We start from the raw sequence: 23,622 nt of genomic DNA, 5'->3' as shown, positions 1-23,622 counted from the left end.
CTCTCTGTCGTTATCGTTTAATTCTTCGGCGTACACCAGCAAGGAATAAGCTCGCCAGCAGACCGGTCAGACCAAGGCTGCCCCCCGACGCCCCCGCTGCGGGAGCGACAGTACCCTTATCACCGTCTCCGCTGGCTGCTGCGCATTGGTATCCGGTGACCGGCCCGATCCCCCAGCGGTGGATTTCACCAACATTGCCAGCGACACGATCGGTAATATCCAGGGTCCAGTTGCCGGCCAGCGGCTCGCCGGCCCATTGTTCCAAAGCAGGGGTGTTTGCAATGGTATAAAGGTACTCATGGCTTGCCAGCGGTAGTGCTTGGTTGCCCATCAGGGTGATACTGCGCCCGGACGGCGCACGGACGGTTACCTTGAGATCAGACAGGCGCTCATGGCTCAACGAAAGGTAAATGGCAAAATCATTACCCACTACCCCGGCTCCATCATCCACTTTCAATGCATAGAGGTTGTCTCCCAGCACAATCTTGTCGCCAAGCGGGGCCGGGCGTGCATCGGCCAGCGCTTGGTCTAGCACCTGTGGCGCTATCGCCAGTTGCGGCTCGCCATAGATAAAGTTCACCTGCTGGCGGCTAGCGAACGGTTGCAGGGCCGACGAATGACTGGCGGCTGTTTCTGCTGCCAGGACCAGCTCGTCACCGCACTGCAAGGTTACCGGCAGCGTCAGAGCCTCGCCCAATGAATGGCTATGGCCATCGGCCACTCCCTCGTGGCGCACTGTGCGGCTCCAGCCCAAAGCAGGAAGTGACAGATCAGAGCGGTAACCGACAAGCTGACGGCCGCTGGTATTGACCAGCGCCGCTGGCAACACCACGCGCTTGCCGTCAGGGCTGCGGAGCAGGTTGCTGCTTTGAGCCAGCATCACATCATCACGCAGAATTTGGTGGTTTTTAAAACGCGCTTCGAGCAAACCGGCGTAGTCTTTATCCGGATAGAGCCGAGCCGCAGCATCAACGGTCGAACGGGCCACGTCGTGCATCTTGGCCCCATAACCAATCCCGGCCTGCCCCTCCAGGACAATCCGGTTGAATTCATCAAACGCACCCTCGCCGTAAACCTCGACGGCTTGCTTCAGAGTCTGAAACAGCGGCGTAGACCACAGCTCGTCGCTCAGCGTGCCCATCACCGACACATGGGCACGATAATCAAACTCGGGGTAATAACGGGCATCGGCATCATTGAGCGAGCGCCGCGATTTCAATGCCCCGGTGATCCCATCCCAGTTACCGAACAGGTCCGGCTCGAACTTCACCGCCCGGTCGCGCTGCACCCAGTAGCTGTATGCCCCAGCCCAGTAATCACTGAATCCTTCGCCCATCGCCTCGGTGTCGCCGCCCTGCCAATCCGGCGTCAGGCGCTCGGTGATCGCATGGGCAAACTCGTGCAGCACCACATCGGCATCCTCGCTATCCGGCACCCCGCCAGTCCCCATCGAGAGCACATCGATATCGCTCAGGTAGGTAGAGTTGTTGCCGGCCTCCCCCTGGGCATCAATCTTGAGCGGCGCAGTAAACAGGGCCTTGCCCCCGACAAAACCTAGGGTCTCCAAGTACCGCAGCGACTGGTCAAGGTGGTAGAACGCATTCACATCGCGAAACGCCGCCTGCTCACGGCGAAAAGCGAACGGCATCCCCTCGTCAACCGACACGATCCCCTGCCGTGGAGACACGGCCTCCCCAAACATATGGGTAATATCCACAGCCGTAACACGGCTATTGGCCAGATACAGTTTCCCCCCAGCCCGAGTCACCTCGATATCATCGACGGTACGGTAGGCCTCTGCCGGCACGACGATATTGTCGACATTGCTCTGGCCGTCTTCCAACGCCCGCCCCGTCGCGGTGCGGGGATCGGGGTCGAACACCGTCAGCGATGCGGTCACAGCCTCCCCCTCGGGCGGCTCAACCAAGGTATGCGGGCGCGGTGCCAGCGGGAGATTGGCGTCACACGCCCCGGGGTTGGCAACAAGGGTGTTGAACACCCGATAGAGCTGGCCGTCCCTGCCGGTCGAGACCACCAGAGCCCCCTTGCAGGGCTCCCTCTTGCTGTTGGCCTGGGCAAAGTGGTAATGAGTCCCGAGCAGGCTGGACACCGTACCGGTAAGTACCATGCTGTCGGTATCGCCATAGCGCGACTGAACCAGACGCAGGGCATCATCAGCCGCCTTGATCACCTGAGTCTCCAACGGATACTCCAAGTGGACCGGTGACGCCAAGCTAACGGCAGGTAAGCAAGCGGCGATAGCAGCCGCGACAAAACTTGTTTTCATCACGCCCCCTTAGAAGCTGTACTTGGCATTGATATTGAAATAACGGCCCGGCTCGGTGGAATACAGCACGTTGCCCTTGCTGACCCCGGCCACATCCTGGTAACGGGTATATTCGCTGTCGAACAGGTTGTTGATTGCCACATTGACCCGGAAATCAGGGGTAATGTCATAGCCCGCCCCCATATCGACACTCATCCAGCCCGGTGTGGTTGCGCACTCGGCTTTCATCCCGATACTGTTGGTACACGACGGCACCCGATCCATCGACGCGGCATAATTGACCCGGACAAAGGCATCGACCCCGCCGTGGTAGTTGATCTGGGTATTGCCCTCAAGCGGGGTCAGATTGCGGATAGGCTCACCTTGGTCGTCCTCGCCGTCGACAATCCCCAGCTTGGTCACCACTTCCACACTGCTGGCCAGCCAATAACCGGCCGTGAGCTCGGCACCATAGGTCTTCACCCCGTCCAGGTTCAGGTACTGAACTTCCGACGCCTTGAGCTCATCGTTCCAGCCGGTGGTCTTGTAGCTGATGAAGTTGTCGAACACGGAATAGAACACGGCCGCATAGACAGACAGTCGTCCATCGTCGTACTTGCTGCCCAGTTCGATGTTGTCGCTGGTTTCGGCCTCGAGATCGGCGTTCGGCTTGATGATGAAATTGGCAATCCCGCTCGACAGGTGCGGCACGTACCCGTATGCCTTGTCGTAGGACGGGGCCCGGAAGCCGTGGTTGTAGCTCAGGTAGGTATTGAACGTATCCGTCCACTGGTAGCCAACCGACAGGCTCGGCGACAGCTCGCTGCTGGTCGACTCTTTGACGTCGTAGCTGCCAATCCTGGCACTGTGGCTCGGCGACAAGTGCTGGTAGTCAAACCGCAGGCTCGGGGTAATATTCCACGCCCCGAAATCAATCACGTCATGGAGGTACAGACCGGCCCGCTGGGTCGTCGCCGCCGCGAACGGCGCGTAAGTTTTCGGGCGGTTGCCGTTCCAGTCGATCAGGGTTTTCTGGATCGGGCGCTGATGCTCGAGCCACTCCAGCTCTATCCCCCAGGCAACGTGGTGGCTCAGCCCCCCTGTCTCCCCCTGCTTGAGCATCTCGGCCGACGCCCCGTACAAGGTATCGGTGAACTGGCGGCTCTCCATTTGGCGGCGCTGATACTCGAGCCCCTCCTGTTTCCGGTGCATCGCGATATCCTTGTCGCCATTATTCTCGGTATGGCGGTAGTAGGCACTCAATGCAGCCTGATCCGCCAAGATCCCCCGTCCTGCCCACTCGGCCGAGACTTTGGCCAGCAAGGTACTGGTCTCGTTGTCCTCGAGGAAGGTTTTGCTCTGCCAGCCGCCACCGTCCCCCTGCACCGGGGCGATACCGTCCTTTCGGGTCGCATTCTGGCGGTAGTACTCGCCCTTGCCTTTAAGCAGCCAGGCATCATTGACGAACCACTCGCTTGTCAGGGCGGCATTGAATCCGTCAATCTCTCGCTGGTAGAGGTTCTCGGCATGGTTCTTGGTTTCGCTGCCTTGCCAGTAGCTCAGGCGCAACAGATGATCGGTATTGCCCAGCCGTCTGGCGGCTGTCAGGGCCGTGGTGTATTTGTCGCTGATCCCCGAGTAGCCAGCCTCTACTCCCATATAGCTGTCATCGTTGCCCAGATAATCCTCCGGCGACTTCGAGGTCAGCACGACCACCCCGCCAATCGCTCCGGAGCCGTAGAGCGACGATCCGGCCCCCTTGACCACTTCAATCTGCTTGATGTCACCAAGATCAAAGCTGTTGAACCCGGCGACATCGTTGATATCGTTGGCCCCGTAGCCATCGGCAACCCGAACGCCATCTTTGACGACCGCAATCCTGTTACCCGACATCCCGCGGATCGTAATATTCTGCGGACGCCCCGCACCACCCGAGACGCTCACCCCCGGCTCGTTACTCAGCGCATCGTAGAGCTCTGTCGCCCCCTCTCGCTCAAGCTCCTCGCTGGTCACAACAGCCACCGAGCCATTGGTCTTGGACAAGGGCTGTTCAACCTTGTTGGCTGTCACGATAACCGGGGCAAATTCCGTCACGTCGGTGGCGGCCTGGCTGCTCGGGGAAAGCGCAAATATCGACATGAAAGCCAATGGGATCGGCTTGAGCTGCATGATAGTTCTCCGCATCTATATTGATGAATGGGTGGAAATAGGCAAAACGACGCCCCTCCGGCACCATAAAGACGGCCAGAGTCAGGCAAGAAAGAGTCAGTAAAGGGGATCAGGTACTGTTATGAATACCGGCCAACGTGGCTTGCCAGATCAAAAAGGCATACTCACGGGCCTGCTGCTGCTCGGCATGACGGCGGTCCGGTCTATGGCCGCCCTCCATGTTGGTACTCAGCAAAAATGGCCCCGCAGATGTGCTGGCATCGCGAACGTTAGCGACCCATTTGGCCGGCTCCCAATAAGGGACCTGGCTATCATACAGCCCGGCGGTCACCAACATGGGCGGGTAAGGCAGGGAACGGATATTATCGACAGGACTGTACCCGGCGATAACCGCACGCTCGGCGGGCAGGCGGGGATCGCCCCACTCGCCATATTCCTGCAACGTCAAAGGAAGAGTGGGATCGGACATCGTCGCCATCACATCGACAAACGGCACCTGCAGGACTGCCGCCTTGAACAGCGAGGGTTGCTGGTTGATTGCCGCAGCGACCAGCGTTCCGCCGGCACTGCCACCCATCGCCAGCAGCGGACGTTGCCGGCCGTTGCGGTAATGCTTCAGCGCTTGGGCCACGGCAATATAATCGGCAAAAGTATTTGGCTTGTTGACACCCCGCCCCTGCTGGTGCCAATCAGGCCCGAGGTAGCCCCCACCCCGGACATGGGCAATGGCATAGATCATCCCGCGATCAAGCAAGCTCATGATCTGAGGCATAAAATAAGGCCGCATCGGTGTACCGTAGGCCCCATAGCCATACAGGACAACCGGGGATTGCGGGGTCAGGCGATCTGGCCGATAAACTAACGATACCGGCACGGCGACACCTTGGTGCTTGACGACCAACTGCTCGCTGCGGTAATTAGCAGGATCAAGATTGTCATAGCTATCGCCGCCGATGATCGTCAACGATAAATCCTGCAGGTCCAGCTCCAGCCATTGCGGAGGCTGTGCCATGGACATGCTTCGGATCCGAACGCTCTGGCCAAACTGGCTATTATTGCCGGACAGCCAGGCGATCCCGCCCGTTGGCGTGATCTGGCGCTGATAACGAACCCTGAACTGATCGTCGAGAACCACCAGCTGGCTGAGCTGCTGCTCGGCCACTTCCAGCACGATACTCCCCGGGTACAGATACCAGCTTTTAAGGTACTGCCCGCGCTCCGGTTGCCATACTCGCTGCCACATTGCCTGAGGGTTAGTCAGGGCCGTCCGGTAAAGCGCCATCTCACCTGACACGTTACTCTTGAGGTATAGCGACCCGTCACGGATATCGCCATAATATTCGATACCTTGCTGACGGGGGCGCAGCTCGTTGCCGATCTCACCACTGGCCAAATCCAACACACGCTGCTCGCTCGAGTCATGGTTGTTGCTCTGGACAAAGGCGCTCTCTCCCGATGTGGCGGGATAGACAGACACCAGCCAAGACGCTGACGGTTCACGGTATACCTCCCGCTGCTGGCCATCATCAAGCGACCAGCGCATCACCCTGAAGGGACGAAGCGTCGTCGGCTCATTCTCGACCCAGTACAGGCTACGGCTATCCGTCCCCCATACCATATCCGAGGCCGCGTTGGTGACCCCTGATAGTTTTACTTTCCCGGTCTGGGTATCGAGAACCGTCAGCCGGTAGTTGCGATCCCCACGGCGATCCTCGGCCAGAGCGATATATCTGTGATCAGGACTGTTACTCCAACCGCCCAGCCGATAATACGCAGAATCAGCAGCACGCTGACCGAGATCGATGATCGGCTTGACCCCGTACGTCTTTGCATCCTGCCGTAGCAGCTGATAACTGTGCCCGCTGTTCTCTACACGGTAGTTATATATGCCTCGCAAAGACCACGGCTTATAACTCTGGGTGGGTATACGCCCCTGCCACTCGCGCAACAGTTCAGCCTCCAATGGCTGCTGGGGTAAAAGCACTGAATGGGTATGTGCATTCTCTCGGCGCAAAAAAGCCAAGACAGGAAGGGACTGCCGTGTGTCATCGCGCAGCCAATGGTAATGGTCATGCCCCGCATCGTCAGTGAGATCCTCACCATTGGCAATCAATGACAAGAAACTACAACAAAAAGCAAACCCAACGAGACGAATGTTCATTAACCACAACCCACTACAACACTTCGAATTGACAACTGGCAAAGCAAAAATCTACTAATAACGGGCGCATCATACACACATGCGATAATGATATCAATTATCACTTGCATTTGATTTTGATAATCTTTTCCAATAATGAAGCAAAGATAATTTGTGCAGGTCAAAATCATCCGAATTGATAGTTACACCACACCCTGGTTAATACCCCTGTGGCATTGGCCCTGCGAAAAAAGGTCTATTACGCCATAAGCAACCGGTGGATATGCAGAATATGTTTACAAAACAATAGCGAGTCATTATAAGTAGCGCCTCTTAAATCAACTCTACAGCATAGCTACGACCATGAAACTCAAGCACCAAGCCTTTGCACTGGCTGCTCTTGTCTTGCTGGCGCTGATTGCCATGAGCGCAACAGGGCTCTGGACAATGCGTATGGCCAGCAATCTGGACAACAAAGCGCGGGTAACCGAGCTATTCAACAGTGCCTACAGTATTCTCACCGAAGTGGAGAAAATGGCCCAGGATGGGACATTGACGGAAGATGAGGCCAAGGCCTTGGCTACACGCCTGCTGCGCAACAACCTCTACAAGGACAATGAATATGTCTACGTTGTCGACGCCGACATGACCTTCATTGCCGCCCCACTTGATCCCCAGTTGCACGGCACCAGCTTCAACGACTTCAAAGATGCCGATGGCGGCAGTATCGGCGCCCTGATCCAGCGCAAACTGGGCAGCAGCCGCGACCAGTTGATCGAATATACCTGGCACCAGAAATTGCCTGATGGCACTGTCGAGCAAAAGCTGTCGATTGCCAAGAAAACCCCGCACTGGGGCTGGGTCGTGGGGACCGGTATCGGCTTACAAGAAGTCAACGCACGGTTCTGGTCTACAGCACAGTGGCAATTGCTGCTCTGCCTGTTTGTCGCTGGCAGCATTATCACCCTGCTTTTGACGGCCATTAAACGTATGCTCGCCCTGCTTGGCGGTGAACCGACAGATGTCCGCATTGCGGTGCAGGCCGTGGCTGACGGGCAGATTTATACCCACTTCGCCGAGTCGGCCCCCCGTGGCAGTATCTACTATGCCGTTCAGCAGATGAGCTTCTCGCTGGCAAACCTCATCCAGCACCTCGAGCTCTCAATTCGTTCCTTGCACCAAGAACTGGATGACGCCCGCATCCGCTCGGGGCAAATTGCCGAGTTCAGCGAAACCCAGCAACAGGCGACCGAGATGATAGCCACGGCAATGACCGAGATGGCGTCTTCCAACGCCAATGTCTCCGACGCAGCCAATGACAGCGCCATCAGCACCAAGGATGCGGACAACCAAAGCCAGCATACCCAGGCACTGATCAATGCCACTGTTGGCAATGTCGCGGGATTGGCCAACGAGCTCAATGCCGCCAGCCAGGCGGTATCGGCACTGGACAGCGACGTCAACAACATCGCCAAGGTGCTGGTCGTGATTGGCGACATTGCCGAACAGACCAACCTGCTCGCCCTCAATGCCGCCATTGAAGCCGCCCGTGCCGGTGAGCAAGGGCGTGGATTTGCCGTGGTTGCTGACGAGGTGAGAAACCTCGCTGGGAGAACCCAGAACAGCACCAAAGAGATCCAGCAGATGATCACCAATCTCCAGCAGGCATCACAGAACGCAATCCAAACCATGGGGATCTGTGCAGAGACGAGCCAAACTACCGTCCAGCAGTCTCAGCAGGCCTCCTCGGCGCTAGGAAACATCGTTTCGGCACTGGAGTCGATCACCGAGATGAGCCACCACATTGCCTCGGCGGCGGCCGAGCAGACTCAGGTCAGCAATGATATCTCCGAACGTATCAACATGATTGACGATAGCGGCCGCCAGCTCAGTGAGGTCGTCACCCAGAGCCAGCAGAGTAGCTCGAACCTGTCGCAACTCGCTGATGAGCTCAATACGTGGATCAGCAAATTCACGATTCGCCAACGTTGAACCCGGCACACTAAAAGCTAAACCGCAGCCCCGCTGCGGTTTTTTTTCACTTGGTGCCGGAGCAAGGGCGATACCCCAGCCTACCGCTGGTGGACCGAGGAAAAAACGATAACGCCACCGTTGCAGACCTTGCCAAAACCACCCTGACGGGTGTTTTTTTTGGACTAACTTTAAAGTCATGACTCTGTACTCCTTCAAGGATGGCAAATGATCACTCTTTACGGTTACCCCCGCACCCGCTCACTGCGTGTCTCATGGCTACTCGAAGAGCTTGGGCTTGATTGGCAATACCAATTAGTCGACTTCTCCCACAACGCCCACCGCTCAGCACCCTACCTCGCCCTTAACCGACAGGGCAAAGTCCCCTGCCTCAATGACGACGGCATCGTTATCACCGAGTCGGCGGCAATCTGCTTCTATCTGGCAGAGCGCTACGGGCCACACTGGCTACCAGAACCAGGAACGGCCGACTCAGCCAAGCACCATGAATGGGTATGCTTTACCACCACAGAGCTGGAACAACCGCTTTGGTCGATGGGAAAACACCGCTTTGCCTTACCGGAAGCCATTCGACTCCCCGAAATGCTCTCGGTGGCCAGCTGGGAATTTAAACGCGCGCTGCAAACCGCGGAATCCCGACTGGGCGAAACTGGCTATTTATTCGGCAAGTTCCCGACCGTTGCCGATATCATCTTGGCCCACACGCTCAACTGGGCAGCTAAATTTGATCAAAAACTTCCTGAAAAATTAGAAAAGTACCGTCAATTCATCAGTAAACGTCCAGCTCTTAGCCGAGCACTCGATCGTGAAACCAGAGCATTAGGTAATACCTGAACACACCGTTAGCCCAAAAAAACCACAAAAACACACCAAAAAGAACAAAAAATCAGAACTCAAAATATTTGTTCAAAAAAACCATTGACGAAAAGTCCGAAAACCAGTTTAATGCGCCCCGTTGCCTCGATAGCTCAGTCGGTAGAGCAGGGGATTGAAAATCCCCGTGTCGGTGGTTCGATTCCGCCTCGAGGCACCATATTTTAGCTTGGTGTCGAAGACGACAAGCAACGAAGTACAATTCCCCCTTAGTTCAGTCGGTAGAACGGCGGACTGTTAATCCGTATGTCGCAAGTTCAAGTCTTGCAGGGGGAGCCACTTTCTACTGCCCTGCCCTTATGGCGGGAACGGTAAACAAAATTAGGCGCCGACTTAGCTCAGTAGGTAGAGCAACTGACTTGTAATCAGTAGGTCACCAGTTCGATTCCGGTAGTCGGCACCATTATTTAGCAAATATTGCTGTTAGCAGTATTGCAGAAGTTAACACTACGGTGTGACTTTTGCCTCGATAGCTCAGTCGGTAGAGCAGGGGATTGAAAATCCCCGTGTCGGTGGTTCGATTCCGCCTCGAGGCACCATATTTCAACTTGGTGCGTAAGCAGCGAGTATAAAAAGTTGATTCCCCCTTAGTTCAGTCGGTAGAACGGCGGACTGTTAATCCGTATGTCGCAAGTTCAAGTCTTGCAGGGGGAGCCACATTCTACTGCCCTGCCCTATGGCGGGAACGGTAAACAAAATTAGGCGCCGACTTAGCTCAGTAGGTAGAGCAACTGACTTGTAATCAGTAGGTCACCAGTTCGATTCCGGTAGTCGGCACCATTATTTAGCAAAGCAGAGACTTAACCATCACTGCTTCTGCCTCGATAGCTCAGTCGGTAGAGCAGGGGATTGAAAATCCCCGTGTCGGTGGTTCGATTCCGCCTCGAGGCACCATATTTCAACTTGGTGTGTAAACAGCAAGTATAAAAAGACAATTCCCCCTTAGTTCAGTCGGTAGAACGGCGGACTGTTAATCCGTATGTCGCAAGTTCAAGTCTTGCAGGGGGAGCCACTTTCTAGTTTAAGCCGCAAGGCTTGAATAATAAGAATAAAACGCCGACTTAGCTCAGTAGGTAGAGCAACTGACTTGTAATCAGTAGGTCACCAGTTCGATTCCGGTAGTCGGCACCATCTTTGAAACCTCATCCTCGGATGAGGTTTTTTTTTGCATCAATTTTCCCCTCAAGACAAACGGGTCAATTTAGTCCCAATCCATATGAAAAAAGTGTTCCCGCCTAGCACTAAGTGAAAATAATTTAGCGCTAGAGACACATCTCGTATAATCTCCAATACCCCGGATTTATAACCGGGTGTAACTCTTTTATGTGCAATATAAATCTAGTTGGACATATGGCCACAGTAAAACTCTCTATTGAACAGTTAACTCAGGGGCTGTACATCAAATTGCCCCTTCAATGGACGGATCACCCTTTCCTGTGTAATCACTTTCTTATCAAAGACCCGCAGCAGATCCGGTTAATCAAGAATCTCGGGATAAAATTCGTCTACCTCATTCCAGAGAAAAGCGAAACGACGCCTTTAGCGCCAGACACCCAGGATGATGCGATCAGCGATCAAGAAAGCCAGTTTCTCGCCAAACAAGCCGAGATGCTGTGGCAAGAAAAGCAAGCCAGGATCTCCCGGCTGAAAAACTACAAGCTCAAGTATCAACGCTGCGAGCAGAACTTCACCCGCTCAATGGCGCAGCTTCGCTCCATCATGACCAAACTGAAAAACCGGCCGCTCAATGCCATCAAGGAAGCTGAGATGCTGGTCGAAGAAATGGTCGACGCCCTGCTCGACGCCGACAGCGTGGCGCTGCACCTGATGAGCGACAACAAAAAGCACGAAGATATTTACTGCCACTCGCTGAATGTCACCATTATGTCGATGATGGTCGCGCGGGCATGCGGACTGGACGCCGCAGAAATCAAAACAATCGCCATCGGATCGCTTTTCCATGATATGGGCAAACTAAAAATACCCAGTGCGATTCTCCGCAAGACAACGCCGCTGACTGAGCCGGAAGAGAACTACTTCAAGCTCCATACCAAATACAGCCTCGACTTTGCCAATCTCAGCAGCACCTTCCCCGAAGAAGCCAAGCCGATTTTGGCCCAGCACCACGAGCTCATCGACGGCAGCGGCTATCCGAACCAGCTCACGGCCGAGGAGATTTCCCCCTATGCGCAGCTTGTCGCCGTTGTGGATGCCTACGACAGGCTTTGCCACCCGCAGGATCCGAAAAAGGCCAAAATCCCATACAGCGCACTGTCGTATCTGTTCAAGTACCAGAAGGAACAATACAACAATGACTACCTCGGCCAGCTGATCCGCTTGCTGGGCGTCTACCCGCCGGGCAGCGTTGTCCAGTTGTCCAACCAACAGCTAGGGTTAGTGATGTCCGTCAATTCGGATAACCTACTCCACCCCAATGTCCTGCTCTACGATCCGAGCGTTCCCTCTAACGAAGCACCGATCATTGATCTGGAAGAGAGCGATATCCGTATCGAGCAGGCCATCGCGCCGCACAAACTGCCGGAACACGTCGCGACATACCTCAACCCCCGCGTCAGGATTTCCTTCTATTTTGACCCTGACGACTAAGAGTGCCGGCGAGCGCAAAAAAATACCCCGCCAATGGCGGGGTATGAGATAACAGCAAGAATGAAACAACCACATTCAGGCGCTATAGCCCGAACATATCCTGAATCCACCTTGCCGGCTGGCTGGTTTCGCAGTAAGCCTTAACTTTTCCATTCTTGTCCCACACCGGCAGCGAATATGCCCCGGCACAGTCTCGGGTCAGGGTGCCGTTCGGCAAGCGGTTGTACTTGGCCGTTATCAATTTGCTCGGCCATGCCAAACGCAGGGGTTCTGGTTGTCGGCGTGACAGGTAATCCCCGTACAACCGCAAGGCACCGGCCGATCCGGTCAGGTTAACCGACTGGTTGTCATCGCGCCCCATCCATACCGTAACGACCTCGCGGCCATCGATGCCGACATACCAGCTATCACGGTTATTGTCCGTGGTACCCGTCTTGCCAGCCAGGGCCGCCCAACCAAACTGAGGCTGGAGATAGCGGGCCGTTCCCTGCGATACCACATTTTTCATCCCGTAGGTCGTCAGCCATGCTGCCTGTTCAGGAACAACCTGCGACGCCTTGGGCATCGATCGGTAAAGCACCTTGCCCTGCTGCTCAACCACCGCCCTCAGCGCGGTCAGAGGAGCCCTGCGGCCACCGCTCGCCACCGATTGGTACATCTGCGATACCTCCAGCGGCGTCAGGGTAAACGAACCTAGCAATATTGATGGCAGCTCAGGGATCTCGCTACGCTCGACCCCAAGCTCAACCAAGGTATCGATAACCTTGCCCAAGCCTACCGCCATCCCGAGATTTACCGTCGGCACATTCAGGGATTTGGCAAGGGCGTAATAAAGAGGCACTTCGCCCCGGAACTTACGATCATAGTTGCGAGGCTGCCAGATTTGGTTTCGCCCCCCTCCTATTTTGATCGGCTTGTCATCAATAGTCGTGGCCAAGCTGAAGCTCCCCGGCTGGCGCAGTGCTGCCAAATATACCGCAGGCTTGGCCAATGAACCTATCTGCCTGCTGGCATCCAGAGCCCGGTTGAACCCGGCATACCCCGGCCGGCTCCCGCCTATCATCGCCCGGATCTCGCCACTCCGGCGGTCGACGGCAACCAGTGCCGTTTCGAGATCCACCCCGGCCTTCTTGGCCAATTGCGGCAGCATTTTTTGCACCGCCTGCTCCGCATCATTTTGAGAGAGCGGATCGAGGGTACTAAATACCCGCAACCCTACCCCGGGGGTGAAGTTATCCCCGACCTTGGCCTTCAGCTCCCGCTGGAGCTGCTGGAAATAGGCCGGCTGGCTGCTGGCAATCATCGGCCGGGACTGAACATCCAATGGCCGCGACGCCGCCTGCTCATACTGCGCCCCATCTAGGGTGCCGTTGTCCATCATCAGCCTCAGGATCAAGTCGCGCCGCTCGCGGGCCCGCTCGGGATTTCGCCACGGGTTGTAGTACGACGGCCCCTTGGCCATCGCCACCAGCAGGGCTTGCTGGTCAATCCTCAGCTCCTGCAACGGACGGCCGAAATAAAGCCGGGCACCAAGGGCAAAACCGTGCACTTCCTTGCCGCCGTTCTGGCCGAGGTAGATCTCATTGAGGTAGGCCTCGAGAATCCGATCCTTGCTGTAGCGATAATCGATGATCATCGCGATATAGGCTTCGCTGATCTTCCGCCACAAGGTCCGCTCCCGGGTCAGGAAGATGTTCTTAGCCAACTGCTGGGTCAAGGTACTGCCGCCCTGCACAGTGCGTCCCGCCTGCAGGTTGACCATCATCGCCCGGATAATTGCCCAAGGCGATACCCCGCCATGATGGTAGAAATCCCGGTCTTCGGTCACCAGCAAGGCATCCACCAACACCTCGGGGAACTGCTCGCGAGGCATGAAGATCCGCTGCTCGCCCTCTTTGGTCCCCAGCATCCCGAGCATTTTCGGCTCAAGGCGCAAATAGCCCAGTTCACGCTTGCTGCCCACCTCTTCTATCCGGCGCAGGCCATGGCCATCGAACACCAACATGACATGCCTTGCCCCCTCGGGGCCATCGTCAAATTCGAACGGCCGGCGGATCAGCTCTATCCGGGTTTTCGAGGAGGAGTACTCGCCGTTGCGCTGCGGTGTCCGGACCTTGTGATAATGCAGCAAATCCAATTCACGGCGCACCTCAGACAAGGTAATGGCCTTCCCGGGCTCCAAATCGAGTACCCGCCCGTAAACAACCGCCGGTAAATTCCACAGCTGACCGTCAAACTTACTTCGTACGATGTTATCCAGGTAAATCCCGACCACCAGCAGTACAGCCAGCAGCACTATCGACAGCTTGATACCCAGCCCACACAGGCTTTTAAACCAGCCGGGCAGCTGCGGAAACTTTCCCTTGCCTGACTTGCGAGATCCCGCCTTGCGGGGTGTTTTTTTCTTGGCCGTTTTCTTCGCGGCAGGTTTCTTGGCTGCCGGGCTTTTGCGCGGAGCCGGGGTCTTCTTAGCCCCGTCCTTGGGAGCCGCCTTGGGCGGCGCAAGTCGTTTGTGCGCCGCTATCTGTTCGTCAATCATCATGATCGCACTCTACATATACTTTTTGGTTTTGCGGGTCGGTGCATGGGTTGCCGGATCATCCGGCCACGGGTGCTTGGGATAGCGCCCCTTCATTTCTTTCTGCACTTCTCGGTATGATCCGGCCCAGAACGCAGCCAGATCGCGGGTTATTTGCAATGGCCGCTGGGCCGGTGACAGCAACTCCAGCACCACCGCCACCTTGCCGTTAGCAATCATCGGTGATGCCTGCTCTCCAAACATTTCCTGCAGCTTTACCGCCAGTACGGGGTGCTGGCCCAGCTGGTAGCGAATGGCATAGCGCGAGCCGGTCGGCACTTGGTAATGGGTTGGCAGTGCCGCATCCAATGCCTGCTTATTATGCCAGCCGAGGCGAGCCTCGAGTGCGGCAAGCAAGTCAATTTTGTCGATAGCTTTAAGGGTTTTAACCCCCTGCATATAAGGCAGCAGCCACTCATTGAGGTTCATCAGCAAGCTGTCTTCATCCATCTCAGGCAAACCCAGCTCTGGCAGCCACTCGGCTGCACAACGCACCCTGACAAGAAGATTTTCTGTCGCCTCATTCCACGGCAGAACGCCCAGCCCCTTGCGGGCTATCGCATTGAGCAGCGCCTCGCTGGCCTTGCCCGGATCCGGCTCGGCCATTGCAGCCCGAGCCAAGATCAGCTTGCCGCAGCACAGCTGCTTCTCGGCCACCAGCCTTCCCTTGCCGTCATCCCAATCCAACCATTCACGCTCGCAGAACATATCCGGCAATGCCTCTCGGAGCGTATCCAGATCCGCCGCTAGCGCCGAGAAGATCCGGCTGTCACCCTGCCGAGTTTTGACAATATCCGCGACCACCAGCATCGACTCACCCGCCATCGGCTCATCGGGCATCAGCATCGCCCCTTGGCCATTGGCCAGCTGGTAGCGCCCGTCAAGACCTCGCGACAGCGCTATCCTGTCAGGGTAACCCGCCGCCAACAAAGGCGCCAACCAGCGGCTGTCGAGTCGCAGGGGCTGTTCGCTCGCATTCATTTTGGCCAGATGCTGGCCGGCACGCTGTAGATACTGCTTGCCCTTGGCCAAGCGGCCATCCTCAAGCAGCGACAACTGGAAATGGAGATCGGGACTGGCCTGCCCGCGCGGCGGCTCCTCGAGCAGGGCGACCATCATCGCGGCAGTGGCGATTGCACCACCACCGAATGCCTGGCCCGCTGCCAGAATTGCCGCATGGCGCGGTTCTGCACCGAACTGTTGGATCTGCCGCCCTTTATCGGTCAACTGGCCACGTTCGTCCAGCGCACCGAGCATCAACAGCAACTGTCGAGACAGCTGCAACGTGACAGACGGTGGTGTGTCCAGCCAGCGTAGATCGCGGGCATCGAGGCAGCCCCACTGGGCAAGCTCCATCGCCAGCGACGTCAGATCCGCACGCAGGATCTCGGGCTGCGGCACGGCAGGCTGACGTGACAACTGCTCCTCGCTGTATAGACGCAGACAGACTCCCGGCTCCAGTCGCCCGGCTCGGCCGGCACGCTGCTCGGCAGACGAACGGGCAATCCTCACCACGTCCAGCCGGCTGATCCCGGTTTTCGGGTCCCACTTGGCAATACGCTCATACCCGCAGTCAACCACCAACCGGATCCCCTCAATCGTCAGGCTGGTCTCGGCAATATTGGTCGCCAGCACCACCTTGCGCTGGCCGCTAGGGGCCGGGGTGATCGCCTGCTGCTGGACGCCGCCGCTAAGCTGGCCATATAAAGGAGCGACTATCACCTCCTCGCCGACCTTATCGGCAAGCAGCTCCGCCATGCGCCGTATTTCCCCTGCGCCGGGCAAAAATACCAGCATCGCCCCCGGCTCCTGCCCCAATAGCGATATCACCTCCCGGCTAGCAGGCTCCAGCCAATGGGTCTGTTCTGACAACGTCTTATAACGAAATGATACCGGATAGCAACGCCCCAGCGACTCCACGTAAGCCGCCTCAGGCAGAAGCTCGCTCAGTGCCTCCTCATCAAGAGTGGCCGACATGACGAGGATCCGGAGATCGTCACGCAGTGCCTCCTGCACTTCCAGCGCCAGAGCCAACGACGTATCGGCATGGATACTGCGCTCGTGGAATTCATCGAAGATCAGCAGCGAAACCCCTTCAAGCTCGGGATCCTGCTGCAGCATCCGGGTCATGACGCCTTCCGTCACAATTTCGAGCCGGGTGCGGGTGCTGACCCTTGTCTCTCCCCTCACCCGCAAGCCTATCGTCTCCCCGACCTTCTCCCCAAGCTGGGACGCCAGATAACGGGCAATATTGCGCGCCGCCAACCGACGGGGCTCAAGCAGAACTATTCGCCCCTCAAGCGCAGCCTGCTGCAACAAAACCAGCGGCAGGCGGGTTGACTTACCCGCCCCCGGCGGGGCCTTAAGGATCAGTTGGGAATGCGTTTGCAGGCGGGCCAGCAAATCCGGCAGAACGTCATCGATTGGCAGCTGTGACAATGGGAGCACCTTGTGTCATATTCAATTCAAACCCAATTGTACCTTACTGCCATGAAAGAGAAAAAACAGCGGCTGTTCTTTGCTCTTGAGCCGGACAAAAACAGCGCGGATTACCCGAAGCTCCGCCAAACCCTATCGGGACTCCCCCGAAACTGCCGTCCCGTCCCCGTCGACAACCTTCATCTCACCTTGGCCTTTGTCGGCAGTGTGGCACCGGCAGTGCGGCAGTCCCTGGAGCGATCCGCCGCCCGGATAGCCCCAGTCCCCCAATTCCATATTTGCCTCGATCAACTAGGCTACTGGGCACGCAGCCGTATCCTCTGGCTCGGCACCTCATCGCCTCCCCCGGCCCTGCAGGATCTGGCCAGCCAGCTCCGAGATACCACCGCGGCCTGCGGCCTGCCCACCGAACACCGCCCCTACCTTCCACATATCACCCTCGCGAAATCCGTTCCCGGCAAACCAACTCCCCCTGTGTCAACGCTCCCGCTCCGGTTTCACTTTCGCCGGTTCGGGCTGTATATTTCCGAGCCAGCCCCTCACGGTGGCAGTGTTCGTTATACCTGCATCGCCGACTGGCCGCTGGCCCCCAATTAAAGGAAGAAAGATGAAATTTTCCCCGCCGCTGCAACAGGCAACCCTGATCAAACGCTACAAACGCTTTCTGGCCGACGTCACATTGCCCGATGGCTCCGTCACCACCATCCATTGCGCCAATACCGGCGCTATGACGGGCTGCGCCGAGCCGGGCAACACCGTCTGGTACTCGACGTCCGACAACCCCAAGCGCAAATACCCCTGCAGCTGGGAACTGGCGGAAACTGCACAGGGACACACTATTTGCGTCAATACCGTGCAGGCAAACCGGTTAGTCGCGGAAGCAATAAATCGCGATACTGTCACAGAATTAAGTGGCTATTCTTCCCTCCGTACAGAAGTGAAGTATGGTAAAGAAAACAGCAGGATAGATATCTTGCTGCAGGCAGAAGGGAAACCTGACTGCTATATTGAAGTGAAAAGCGTCACGTTGCTGGAAGAGGATCGGGGCTATTTCCCCGACGCGGTGACCACTCGGGGGCAAAAGCACCTGAGGGAATTAATAGACATGGCACAAAGCGGAAACCGTGCCATACTTTTTTTCGCAATTTTGCATTCAGGGATTGAAAATGTTTCTGTGGCCCACCATATAGACCCGGACTATTTTTCATTAATCCAAGAAGCAGAAAAGGCCGGCGTAGAAATCCTGTGTTACAAAGCGGTATTGACACAGTATGATATCTATCTTGAGCGACGCATAAATTTCAACCAGTAGCACGACCAAAGTGATGGTTTCTTCACATTGGTATAAAATTGAATATATGCAGCGATTGCCACACCAGACCCTTTCTGCTATAGATACCGCCCCAAATTAACCAGTGACGGTTATACAGGTATATTAGGAGATGCTATATGCCAGAGAGCAAAGTAAAAAAATCGCTGGGCATCCTGGCTATTGCTGAGGTTGAGCCATACCAAGAACAAGCCGGCGAAGAGTATATGGGTGAAGCGCAGCTTAACCATTTTCGCAAAATTCTTGGCGCTTGGCGTAACCAATTACGCGAAGAAGTTGGCCGAACTGTCAACCATATGCAGGATGAAGCTTCGAACTTCCCTGATCCGGTTGACCGAGCAGCCCAGGAAGAAGAGTTCAGCCTAGAACTGCGCAACCGCGACCGCGAGCGCAAGCTAATCAAGAAAATCGAGAAGACTCTTCAACGTATCGAAGATGACGATTTCGGCTTCTGTGACTCTTGCGGTATCGAAATCGGTATCCGCCGCCTAGAAGCTCGCCCTACTGCAGAACTATGTATTGACTGCAAGACACTGGCAGAGATCAAAGAAAAACAAATGGCAGGTTAATACCCTAGGGTATACCTACCATTCTATGAAGAGGGAGCGTTGGCTCCCTCTTTCATTTCAGTGATTTGCTTATGACTACAAAGACAGATTATATCGGACGCTTTGCGCCCTCACCGTCGGGCCCGCTGCATTTCGGCTCGCTGGTCGCCGCCCTCGGCAGCTACCTGCAAGCCCGCTCCCAGCAGGGCCAGTGGCTGGTCCGCATGGAAGACCTCGACCCGCCTCGGGAAATGCCGGGTGCCGCCGATGACATCCTGCGTACACTTGAGGCCTACGGGCTGCACTGGGACGGCACGGTGATCTACCAAAGCCAGCGCCACCCGGTCTACCAAGGCCAAATCGACACATGGCTGAGCCAAGGCCAGGCCTACTATTGCCGATGTAGCCGTAAGCAAATTAAAGAGGCTGGCGGTTTCTATCCAGGCACCTGCCGAGACCAGCAGTTGCCTGCTGCCGACAGTGCCATCCGACTACGTATGACCCAGCCGGTCACCGCTTTTACAGACCAGCTCCATGGCCAAATCGCCATCCCGCGAGCCTTAGCGGAAGAAGATTTCATCATCCGCCGCCGGGACGGGCTCTTCGCCTACAACCTCGCGGTCGTGCTCGATGATATCGAACAGGGTGTCACAGAAGTCGTACGCGGTGCCGATCTGATCGAGCCAACCGGCCGCCAGATCAGCCTTTACCGCCAGCTAGGCCAGCAGGAGGTCAGCTATGTCCACCTGCCCCTTGCGGTAACAACAAACGGCAACAAGCTATCTAAGCAGAACCATGCCCCGGCCATCGACAAGCAGCACCCCAAACCGGCCCTGCTGGCTGCGATGCGATTTTTGGGGATGAGACCGGATGATGACCTGATGGCATCGTCTCTAGCAGAGATTCTTCGCTGGGGCGGCGAAAACTGGCAGCTGGAAAAGTTGCCAAAAACAACCGCAATCACCCTCGAAACCGAGCTGTAACCCAGTACGGCATTCTCAAAATCCTCGCCGTGATATATGATATGCGGCTGTTTGTTGAATCCGAATCACATTCATGAGGTGTATTATCTTTAATCGAGTCGCCAGCTTTTGCCGTAACATATTGAATCGAAATAGTAGTAATCTCGATAGCGGGGAACAGGCCTTGCAAATCTATCAACGCCAAGAGCACGGCATTTCACGTAAAGATATCAGCGAAAACGCGCTGAAGGTCCTTTATCGCCTGAACAAAGCAGGTTTTGACGCCTATTTGGTCGGCGGAGGGGTTCGTGATCTCCTGTTGGACAAACAACCAAAAGACTTCGATATCGCCACCAATGCGACACCGGAAGAAATCAAGCAGCTGTTTCGCAACTGTCGCCTGATCGGACGCCGTTTTCGCCTGGCCCATATCTTGTTCGGCCGTGATGTCATCGAAGTGGCGACCTTCCGAGGCCACCACTCCGATGCCAAGCCTAGTCCACAGGACAAGAAAAACAATATCTCGGCCCAGAGCCAAGAAGGGATGCTGCTGCGTGACAACGTCTACGGCAGTATCGAAGAAGACGCAGAACGCCGCGACTTCACCATCAATGCCCTGTATTACAACATTCAGGACTTTTCGATTGCCGACTACGTCAATGGCGTAGACGACCTCGAGAACCGTATTATCCGCCTGATCGGCGATCCGGAAACCCGCTACCGCGAAGACCCGGTTCGAATGCTGCGCGCTGTGCGCTTCGCCGCCAAGCTGGATATGGAGATCGAGGCCAGCACCGCCGAGCCAATCAAGCGTCTATCGACCTTGCTGCTTGATATCCCGGCCGCCCGTCTGTTCGAAGAAAGCCTGAAGCTGCTGCAATCGGGCAACGGCCTTGCCACCTACAAGCTACTGCGCGAATACAACCTGTTCCAGCAACTGTTCCCGCTGCTGTCTGACCACTTCACCGAAGATCAGAGCAGCCAGACAGAAAAAATGCTTGAGCACATCCTTGATGCAACAGACAAGCGCGTTGCAGAAGGAAAGCGGATCAACCCTGCGTTCATGTTTGCGGCTATGCTGTGGTATCCGGCGACTATCCGAGCCGAGGAAATCTCGTTTGCCAGCGGCCTGTCTTACTATGATGCGTTCATGGTAGCTGCCAATGACCTACTGGATGAACAGGTTAAGAGCATCGCCATCCCACGCCGCCATACCAATACGGTCCGTGACATTTGGCAGCAGCAAATGCGCTTTAGCCGCCGCAGTGGCAAGCGCGCATTCAAGATGATGGAGCATCCGAAGTTCCGAGCGGCCTTCGACTTCCTCGAAATCCGAGGCAAATTCGAAGGCAAAGATGTTGCCGAGCTGGCCCAATGGTGGGAGAGCTTCCAGCACGGTGACCGCAACCACCGCAACAAAATGGTGATTGACTTTAACAACAACGGTTCGTCGGCCACATCACGCCGCCGCCGCCGTCCAGCCCGCCGCAAGAAGCCGCAGGCCAAATCATCATGACCCGAGCCTATATCGCTATCGGCAGTAACCTGGGCGATCCCGTCGCCCAGGCCAACAGTGCTATAAAGGCCCTTCGCGACCAGCCGGATCTTGAGGTCGTGGCGGTATCATCGCTCTACAGCAGCACCCCGATGGGCCCACAGGACCAGCCGGACTATATCAATGCCGTGGTGGCGGTCGATACCGACTTATCGCCGCTGGCGTTGCTTGACTGCACCCAGTCAATTGAGCAACTGCACGGCCGCGTGCGCAAGGCCGAGCGCTGGGGGCCTCGTACCCTGGACCTCGATATCGTGCTCTACGGCTCGCTGGTACACCACTGCGACCGCCTGACCGTGCCGCATTATGGAATGAATATTCGCGAGTTCGTACTCTACCCACTCGCAGAAATTGCACCCGATCTGGTGCTGCCGGACAACACCCCGCTGAAAACGCTGCTTGCCAGCGTGGACAGAAACGGCTTGGCTGTCTGGAACGTCTGAATACAGGCTCAACGCTTAAAGGGAGAAAAGATGAAAAAGATCACCATCAACGACCTGATGAAATGGAAGAAAGAAGGTCGTAAGTTCGCGTCAGTGACTGCCTACGATGCCAGTTTTGCCCAACTTTTCGAACAGCAAGACATGCCTGTCATGCTCGTTGGCGACTCACTCGGCATGGTACTGCAAGGGAAACCCGATACCCTGCCGGTCAGCATTGATGACATTGCCTACCATACCCGTTGTGTACGGGCCGGTAGCCCAAATTCGCTCTTGATGGCCGACATGCCATTTATGAGCTATAGCACCCCAGAGCAAGCCTGTGAGAACGCCGCCGTGCTGATGCGCGCCGGGGCCAACATGGTCAAGCTCGAAGGCGGTGCCTGGTTGGCGGAAACCGTCACCAAACTGACCGAGCGCGCGGTACCCGTCTGCGCCCACTTGGGCCTGACACCTCAGTCAGTAAATATTTTTGGCGGCTATAAAGTGCAAGGACGTGATTCCGACCACGCTGAGCAAATGGTAAAAGATGCTATTCTGCTTAAAAATGCCGGCGCACAAATCATTTTGCTGGAATGCGTTCCGGCCAGTTTGGCCGAACGAATCACCAAGGCCGTCGAGGTACCGGTTATCGGTATCGGCGCAGGGAATGCGACCGACGGGCAAATTCTGGTGATGCATGACATGTTCGGCATTTCAGCCAACTACATCCCGCGTTTTTCCAAGAATTACTTGGCGGAAACCGGCGAGATGCGCGCTGCCGTGACCAAATACTTAGAAGATGTCGAGGCCGGGATATTCCCGGGCCCGGAACATACCTTTGAATAAGGAATAAAGATGCAAACATTCGCCGAGATTGCCCCTATTCGTGAACAAGTACGCACCTGGCGCCGTGAAGGCCGCCGGATTGCCTTTGTCCCGACCATGGGCAACCTGCACGAAGGCCACCTGACCCTAGTTCGCAAGGCTCGCGAGCAGGCTGATGTGGTTGTAGTCAGCATTTTTGTCAACCCGATGCAGTTCGACAAGGCCGATGACCTCAACAACTACCCACGAACCATGGATGAGGATCTCGCCAAACTGAACACCGAAGGTGTTGATCTGGTTTTCACCCCGACACCGGAAGTCATGTACCCGGCAGGGCTGGATCGCCAGACAGCGGTTGACGTCCCGGGTCTATCCACCATGCTAGAGGGTGCCCTGCGCCCAAGTCACTTCCGTGGCGTCTCTACCGTGGTAACCAAGCTGTTCAATATCGTTCAGCCGGATGTGGCCTGTTTCGGCGAAAAAGACTTCCAACAGCTGGCATTGATCCGCCAGATGGTGGCTGATATGGCGATGGACATCGAGATTATCGGCGTACCGACAGTCCGAGAGATGGACGGTCTAGCGATGAGCTCGCGCAATGGCTATCTAACCGTTGACGAGCGCCAGCGCGCACCGGTGCTGGCCCGAACCATGCGTTGGATCAGCAGCCAAATGCGCGGAGGCCGCAACGACTATGCTGAACTTGTCGTCGATGCCAGCGACCAGCTACGTGCCGCCGGCCTGCAGCCAGACGAAATCTACATCCGTGATGCAGCCAACCTGCAGCCTATCGACGAGGGCACCCAGCAAGCGGTGATCCTTATGTCGGTATTTCTCGGCAAGGCTCGCCTGATCGATAACCAGATTGTCGAACTGGCGCCAGCGTCAAATAACAGCGAAGAGTAATCGCAACTCC

16 protein-coding genes and 9 tRNA genes are annotated in these 23,622 nt (G+C 56.3%); 20 read left to right on the top strand and 5 right to left on the bottom strand.

Translation table 11 applies throughout. The annotated features are described in order from the left end of the window. Window positions 1–10: 10 nt before the first annotated feature. From ABT56_RS09545 to ABT56_RS09535, 3 genes are all read right to left on the bottom strand, one after another. Window positions 11–2,287, bottom strand: a complete 2,277-nt coding sequence (locus tag ABT56_RS09545; RefSeq protein WP_047878642.1) for a proprotein convertase P-domain-containing protein — start codon at window positions 2,285–2,287, stop codon at window positions 11–13. A 9-nt stretch (window positions 2,288–2,296) separates the two neighbouring features. Beyond that, the gene (locus tag ABT56_RS09540) at window positions 2,297–4,435 is read right to left on the bottom strand and encodes a TonB-dependent hemoglobin/transferrin/lactoferrin family receptor (protein ID WP_047878641.1); all 2,139 of its coding nucleotides are present in this window, start codon (window positions 4,433–4,435) and stop codon (window positions 2,297–2,299) included. 109 nt (window positions 4,436–4,544) lie between these two features. Then, window positions 4,545–6,596 (bottom strand): prolyl oligopeptidase family serine peptidase, encoded by a 2,052-nt coding sequence (locus ABT56_RS09535; RefSeq protein WP_053062430.1) that lies wholly within the window; start codon window positions 6,594–6,596, stop codon window positions 4,545–4,547. 342 nt (window positions 6,597–6,938) lie between these two features. On the opposite strand from ABT56_RS09535, the gene ABT56_RS09530 reads away from it, so the two are divergent. From ABT56_RS09530 to ABT56_RS09475, 12 genes are all read left to right on the top strand, one after another. Further along, complete coding sequence (locus ABT56_RS09530; protein ID WP_047878640.1) at window positions 6,939–8,567, top strand: methyl-accepting chemotaxis protein; 1,629 nt, start codon at window positions 6,939–6,941, stop codon at window positions 8,565–8,567. 207 nt (window positions 8,568–8,774) lie between these two features. After that, window positions 8,775–9,401: a glutathione S-transferase family protein gene (locus ABT56_RS09525; RefSeq protein WP_047878639.1), complete on the top strand. Its 627-nt coding sequence runs from the start codon at window positions 8,775–8,777 to the stop codon at window positions 9,399–9,401. Between the two features lie 123 nt (window positions 9,402–9,524). Beyond that, window positions 9,525–9,600: transfer RNA gene (locus ABT56_RS09520), tRNA-Phe, on the top strand. A 43-nt stretch (window positions 9,601–9,643) separates the two neighbouring features. Then, window positions 9,644–9,719, top strand: a tRNA-Asn gene (locus tag ABT56_RS09515). Window positions 9,720–9,767: 48 nt separating this feature from the next. Then, window positions 9,768–9,843, top strand: a tRNA-Thr gene (locus ABT56_RS09510). A gap of 60 nt (window positions 9,844–9,903) precedes the next feature. Further along, window positions 9,904–9,979, top strand: a tRNA-Phe gene (locus ABT56_RS09505). Window positions 9,980–10,021: 42 nt separating this feature from the next. After that, window positions 10,022–10,097, top strand: a tRNA-Asn gene (locus ABT56_RS09500). A 47-nt stretch (window positions 10,098–10,144) separates the two neighbouring features. Then, window positions 10,145–10,220: transfer RNA gene (locus ABT56_RS09495), tRNA-Thr, on the top strand. A 38-nt stretch (window positions 10,221–10,258) separates the two neighbouring features. Beyond that, window positions 10,259–10,334 (top strand) — tRNA-Phe (locus tag ABT56_RS09490). A 42-nt stretch (window positions 10,335–10,376) separates the two neighbouring features. Further along, window positions 10,377–10,452, top strand: a tRNA-Asn gene (locus ABT56_RS09485). Window positions 10,453–10,495: 43 nt separating this feature from the next. Further along, window positions 10,496–10,571 (top strand) — tRNA-Thr (locus ABT56_RS09480). 219 nt (window positions 10,572–10,790) lie between these two features. Then, window positions 10,791–12,047 carry a cyclic di-GMP phosphodiesterase gene (locus ABT56_RS09475; RefSeq protein ID WP_047878638.1) on the top strand — a complete coding sequence of 419 codons (1,257 nt, stop codon included), beginning with the start codon at window positions 10,791–10,793 and terminating at the stop codon, window positions 12,045–12,047. Window positions 12,048–12,129: 82 nt separating this feature from the next. On the opposite strand, the gene mrcB is transcribed toward ABT56_RS09475, so the two are convergent. Further along, on the bottom strand, window positions 12,130–14,589 hold the full coding sequence (gene mrcB / locus ABT56_RS09470; protein ID WP_240478287.1) for a penicillin-binding protein 1B: 2,460 nt from the start codon (window positions 14,587–14,589) through the stop codon (window positions 12,130–12,132). A gap of 9 nt (window positions 14,590–14,598) precedes the next feature. After that, window positions 14,599–17,064 carry an ATP-dependent helicase HrpB gene (hrpB, locus tag ABT56_RS09465; RefSeq protein WP_047878637.1) on the bottom strand — a complete coding sequence of 822 codons (2,466 nt, stop codon included), beginning with the start codon at window positions 17,062–17,064 and terminating at the stop codon, window positions 14,599–14,601. 12 nt (window positions 17,065–17,076) lie between these two features. Here hrpB and thpR point away from each other — a divergent pair, with 12 nt between their 5' ends. The 8 genes from thpR to panC all read left to right on the top strand — a co-directional run bounded on the left by thpR (window position 17,077) and on the right by panC (window position 23,612). After that, entirely contained in the window at window positions 17,077–17,661 is a 585-nt protein-coding gene (gene thpR, locus ABT56_RS09460; RefSeq protein ID WP_053062429.1) for an RNA 2',3'-cyclic phosphodiesterase, read from the top strand. Window positions 17,662–17,671: 10 nt separating this feature from the next. Beyond that, window positions 17,672–18,376: a DNA/RNA nuclease SfsA gene (gene sfsA, locus ABT56_RS09455; protein WP_047878636.1), complete on the top strand. Its 705-nt coding sequence runs from the start codon at window positions 17,672–17,674 to the stop codon at window positions 18,374–18,376. 137 nt (window positions 18,377–18,513) lie between these two features. Continuing rightward, the gene (dksA, locus tag ABT56_RS09450) at window positions 18,514–18,963 is read left to right on the top strand and encodes an RNA polymerase-binding protein DksA (RefSeq protein ID WP_047878635.1); all 450 of its coding nucleotides are present in this window, start codon (window positions 18,514–18,516) and stop codon (window positions 18,961–18,963) included. A 71-nt stretch (window positions 18,964–19,034) separates the two neighbouring features. Next, entirely contained in the window at window positions 19,035–19,925 is an 891-nt protein-coding gene (gluQRS, locus tag ABT56_RS09445) for a tRNA glutamyl-Q(34) synthetase GluQRS (RefSeq protein ID WP_047878634.1), read from the top strand. 121 nt (window positions 19,926–20,046) lie between these two features. After that, window positions 20,047–21,420 (top strand): polynucleotide adenylyltransferase PcnB, encoded by a 1,374-nt coding sequence (pcnB, locus tag ABT56_RS09440; protein ID WP_047878633.1) that lies wholly within the window; start codon window positions 20,047–20,049, stop codon window positions 21,418–21,420. After that, window positions 21,417–21,902: a 2-amino-4-hydroxy-6-hydroxymethyldihydropteridine diphosphokinase gene (folK, locus tag ABT56_RS09435; protein ID WP_047878632.1), complete on the top strand. Its 486-nt coding sequence runs from the start codon at window positions 21,417–21,419 to the stop codon at window positions 21,900–21,902. Before pcnB ends, folK begins: the two co-directional genes overlap by 4 nt. Before the next feature lie 30 nt (window positions 21,903–21,932). Then, window positions 21,933–22,727 (top strand): 3-methyl-2-oxobutanoate hydroxymethyltransferase, encoded by a 795-nt coding sequence (gene panB, locus ABT56_RS09430; protein WP_047878631.1) that lies wholly within the window; start codon window positions 21,933–21,935, stop codon window positions 22,725–22,727. A gap of 9 nt (window positions 22,728–22,736) precedes the next feature. Further along, entirely contained in the window at window positions 22,737–23,612 is an 876-nt protein-coding gene (gene panC / locus ABT56_RS09425) for a pantoate--beta-alanine ligase (protein ID WP_047878630.1), read from the top strand. The last annotated feature ends 10 nt before the right edge of the window (window positions 23,613–23,622 follow it).

This window comes from Photobacterium aquae (genome assembly GCF_001029445.1).
Taxonomy (GTDB): Bacteria; Pseudomonadota; Gammaproteobacteria; order Enterobacterales; family Vibrionaceae; genus Photobacterium; species Photobacterium aquae.
Note: the sequence above shows the minus strand (reverse complement) of the source record. Positions and strands in the feature narration are given on the sequence as shown.

Coding starts and splice junctions, on each gene's coding strand:
- gluQRS (WP_047878634.1), top strand. CDS start 19,035: ATGACTACAAAGACAGATTATATCGGACGCTTTGCGCCCTCACCGTCG.
- panC (WP_047878630.1), top strand. CDS start 22,737: ATGCAAACATTCGCCGAGATTGCCCCTATTCGTGAACAAGTACGCACC.
- panB (WP_047878631.1), top strand. CDS start 21,933: ATGAAAAAGATCACCATCAACGACCTGATGAAATGGAAGAAAGAAGGT.
- ABT56_RS09545 (WP_047878642.1), bottom strand. CDS start 2,287: ATGAAAACAAGTTTTGTCGCGGCTGCTATCGCCGCTTGCTTACCTGCC.
- ABT56_RS09525 (WP_047878639.1), top strand. CDS start 8,775: ATGATCACTCTTTACGGTTACCCCCGCACCCGCTCACTGCGTGTCTCA.
- sfsA (WP_047878636.1), top strand. CDS start 17,672: ATGAAATTTTCCCCGCCGCTGCAACAGGCAACCCTGATCAAACGCTAC.
- ABT56_RS09540 (WP_047878641.1), bottom strand. CDS start 4,435: ATGCAGCTCAAGCCGATCCCATTGGCTTTCATGTCGATATTTGCGCTT.
- mrcB (WP_240478287.1), bottom strand. CDS start 14,589: ATGATGATTGACGAACAGATAGCGGCGCACAAACGACTTGCGCCGCCC.
- folK (WP_047878632.1), top strand. CDS start 21,417: ATGACCCGAGCCTATATCGCTATCGGCAGTAACCTGGGCGATCCCGTC.
- ABT56_RS09475 (WP_047878638.1), top strand. CDS start 10,791: ATGGCCACAGTAAAACTCTCTATTGAACAGTTAACTCAGGGGCTGTAC.
- ABT56_RS09530 (WP_047878640.1), top strand. CDS start 6,939: ATGAAACTCAAGCACCAAGCCTTTGCACTGGCTGCTCTTGTCTTGCTG.
- dksA (WP_047878635.1), top strand. CDS start 18,514: ATGCCAGAGAGCAAAGTAAAAAAATCGCTGGGCATCCTGGCTATTGCT.
- ABT56_RS09535 (WP_053062430.1), bottom strand. CDS start 6,596: ATGAACATTCGTCTCGTTGGGTTTGCTTTTTGTTGTAGTTTCTTGTCA.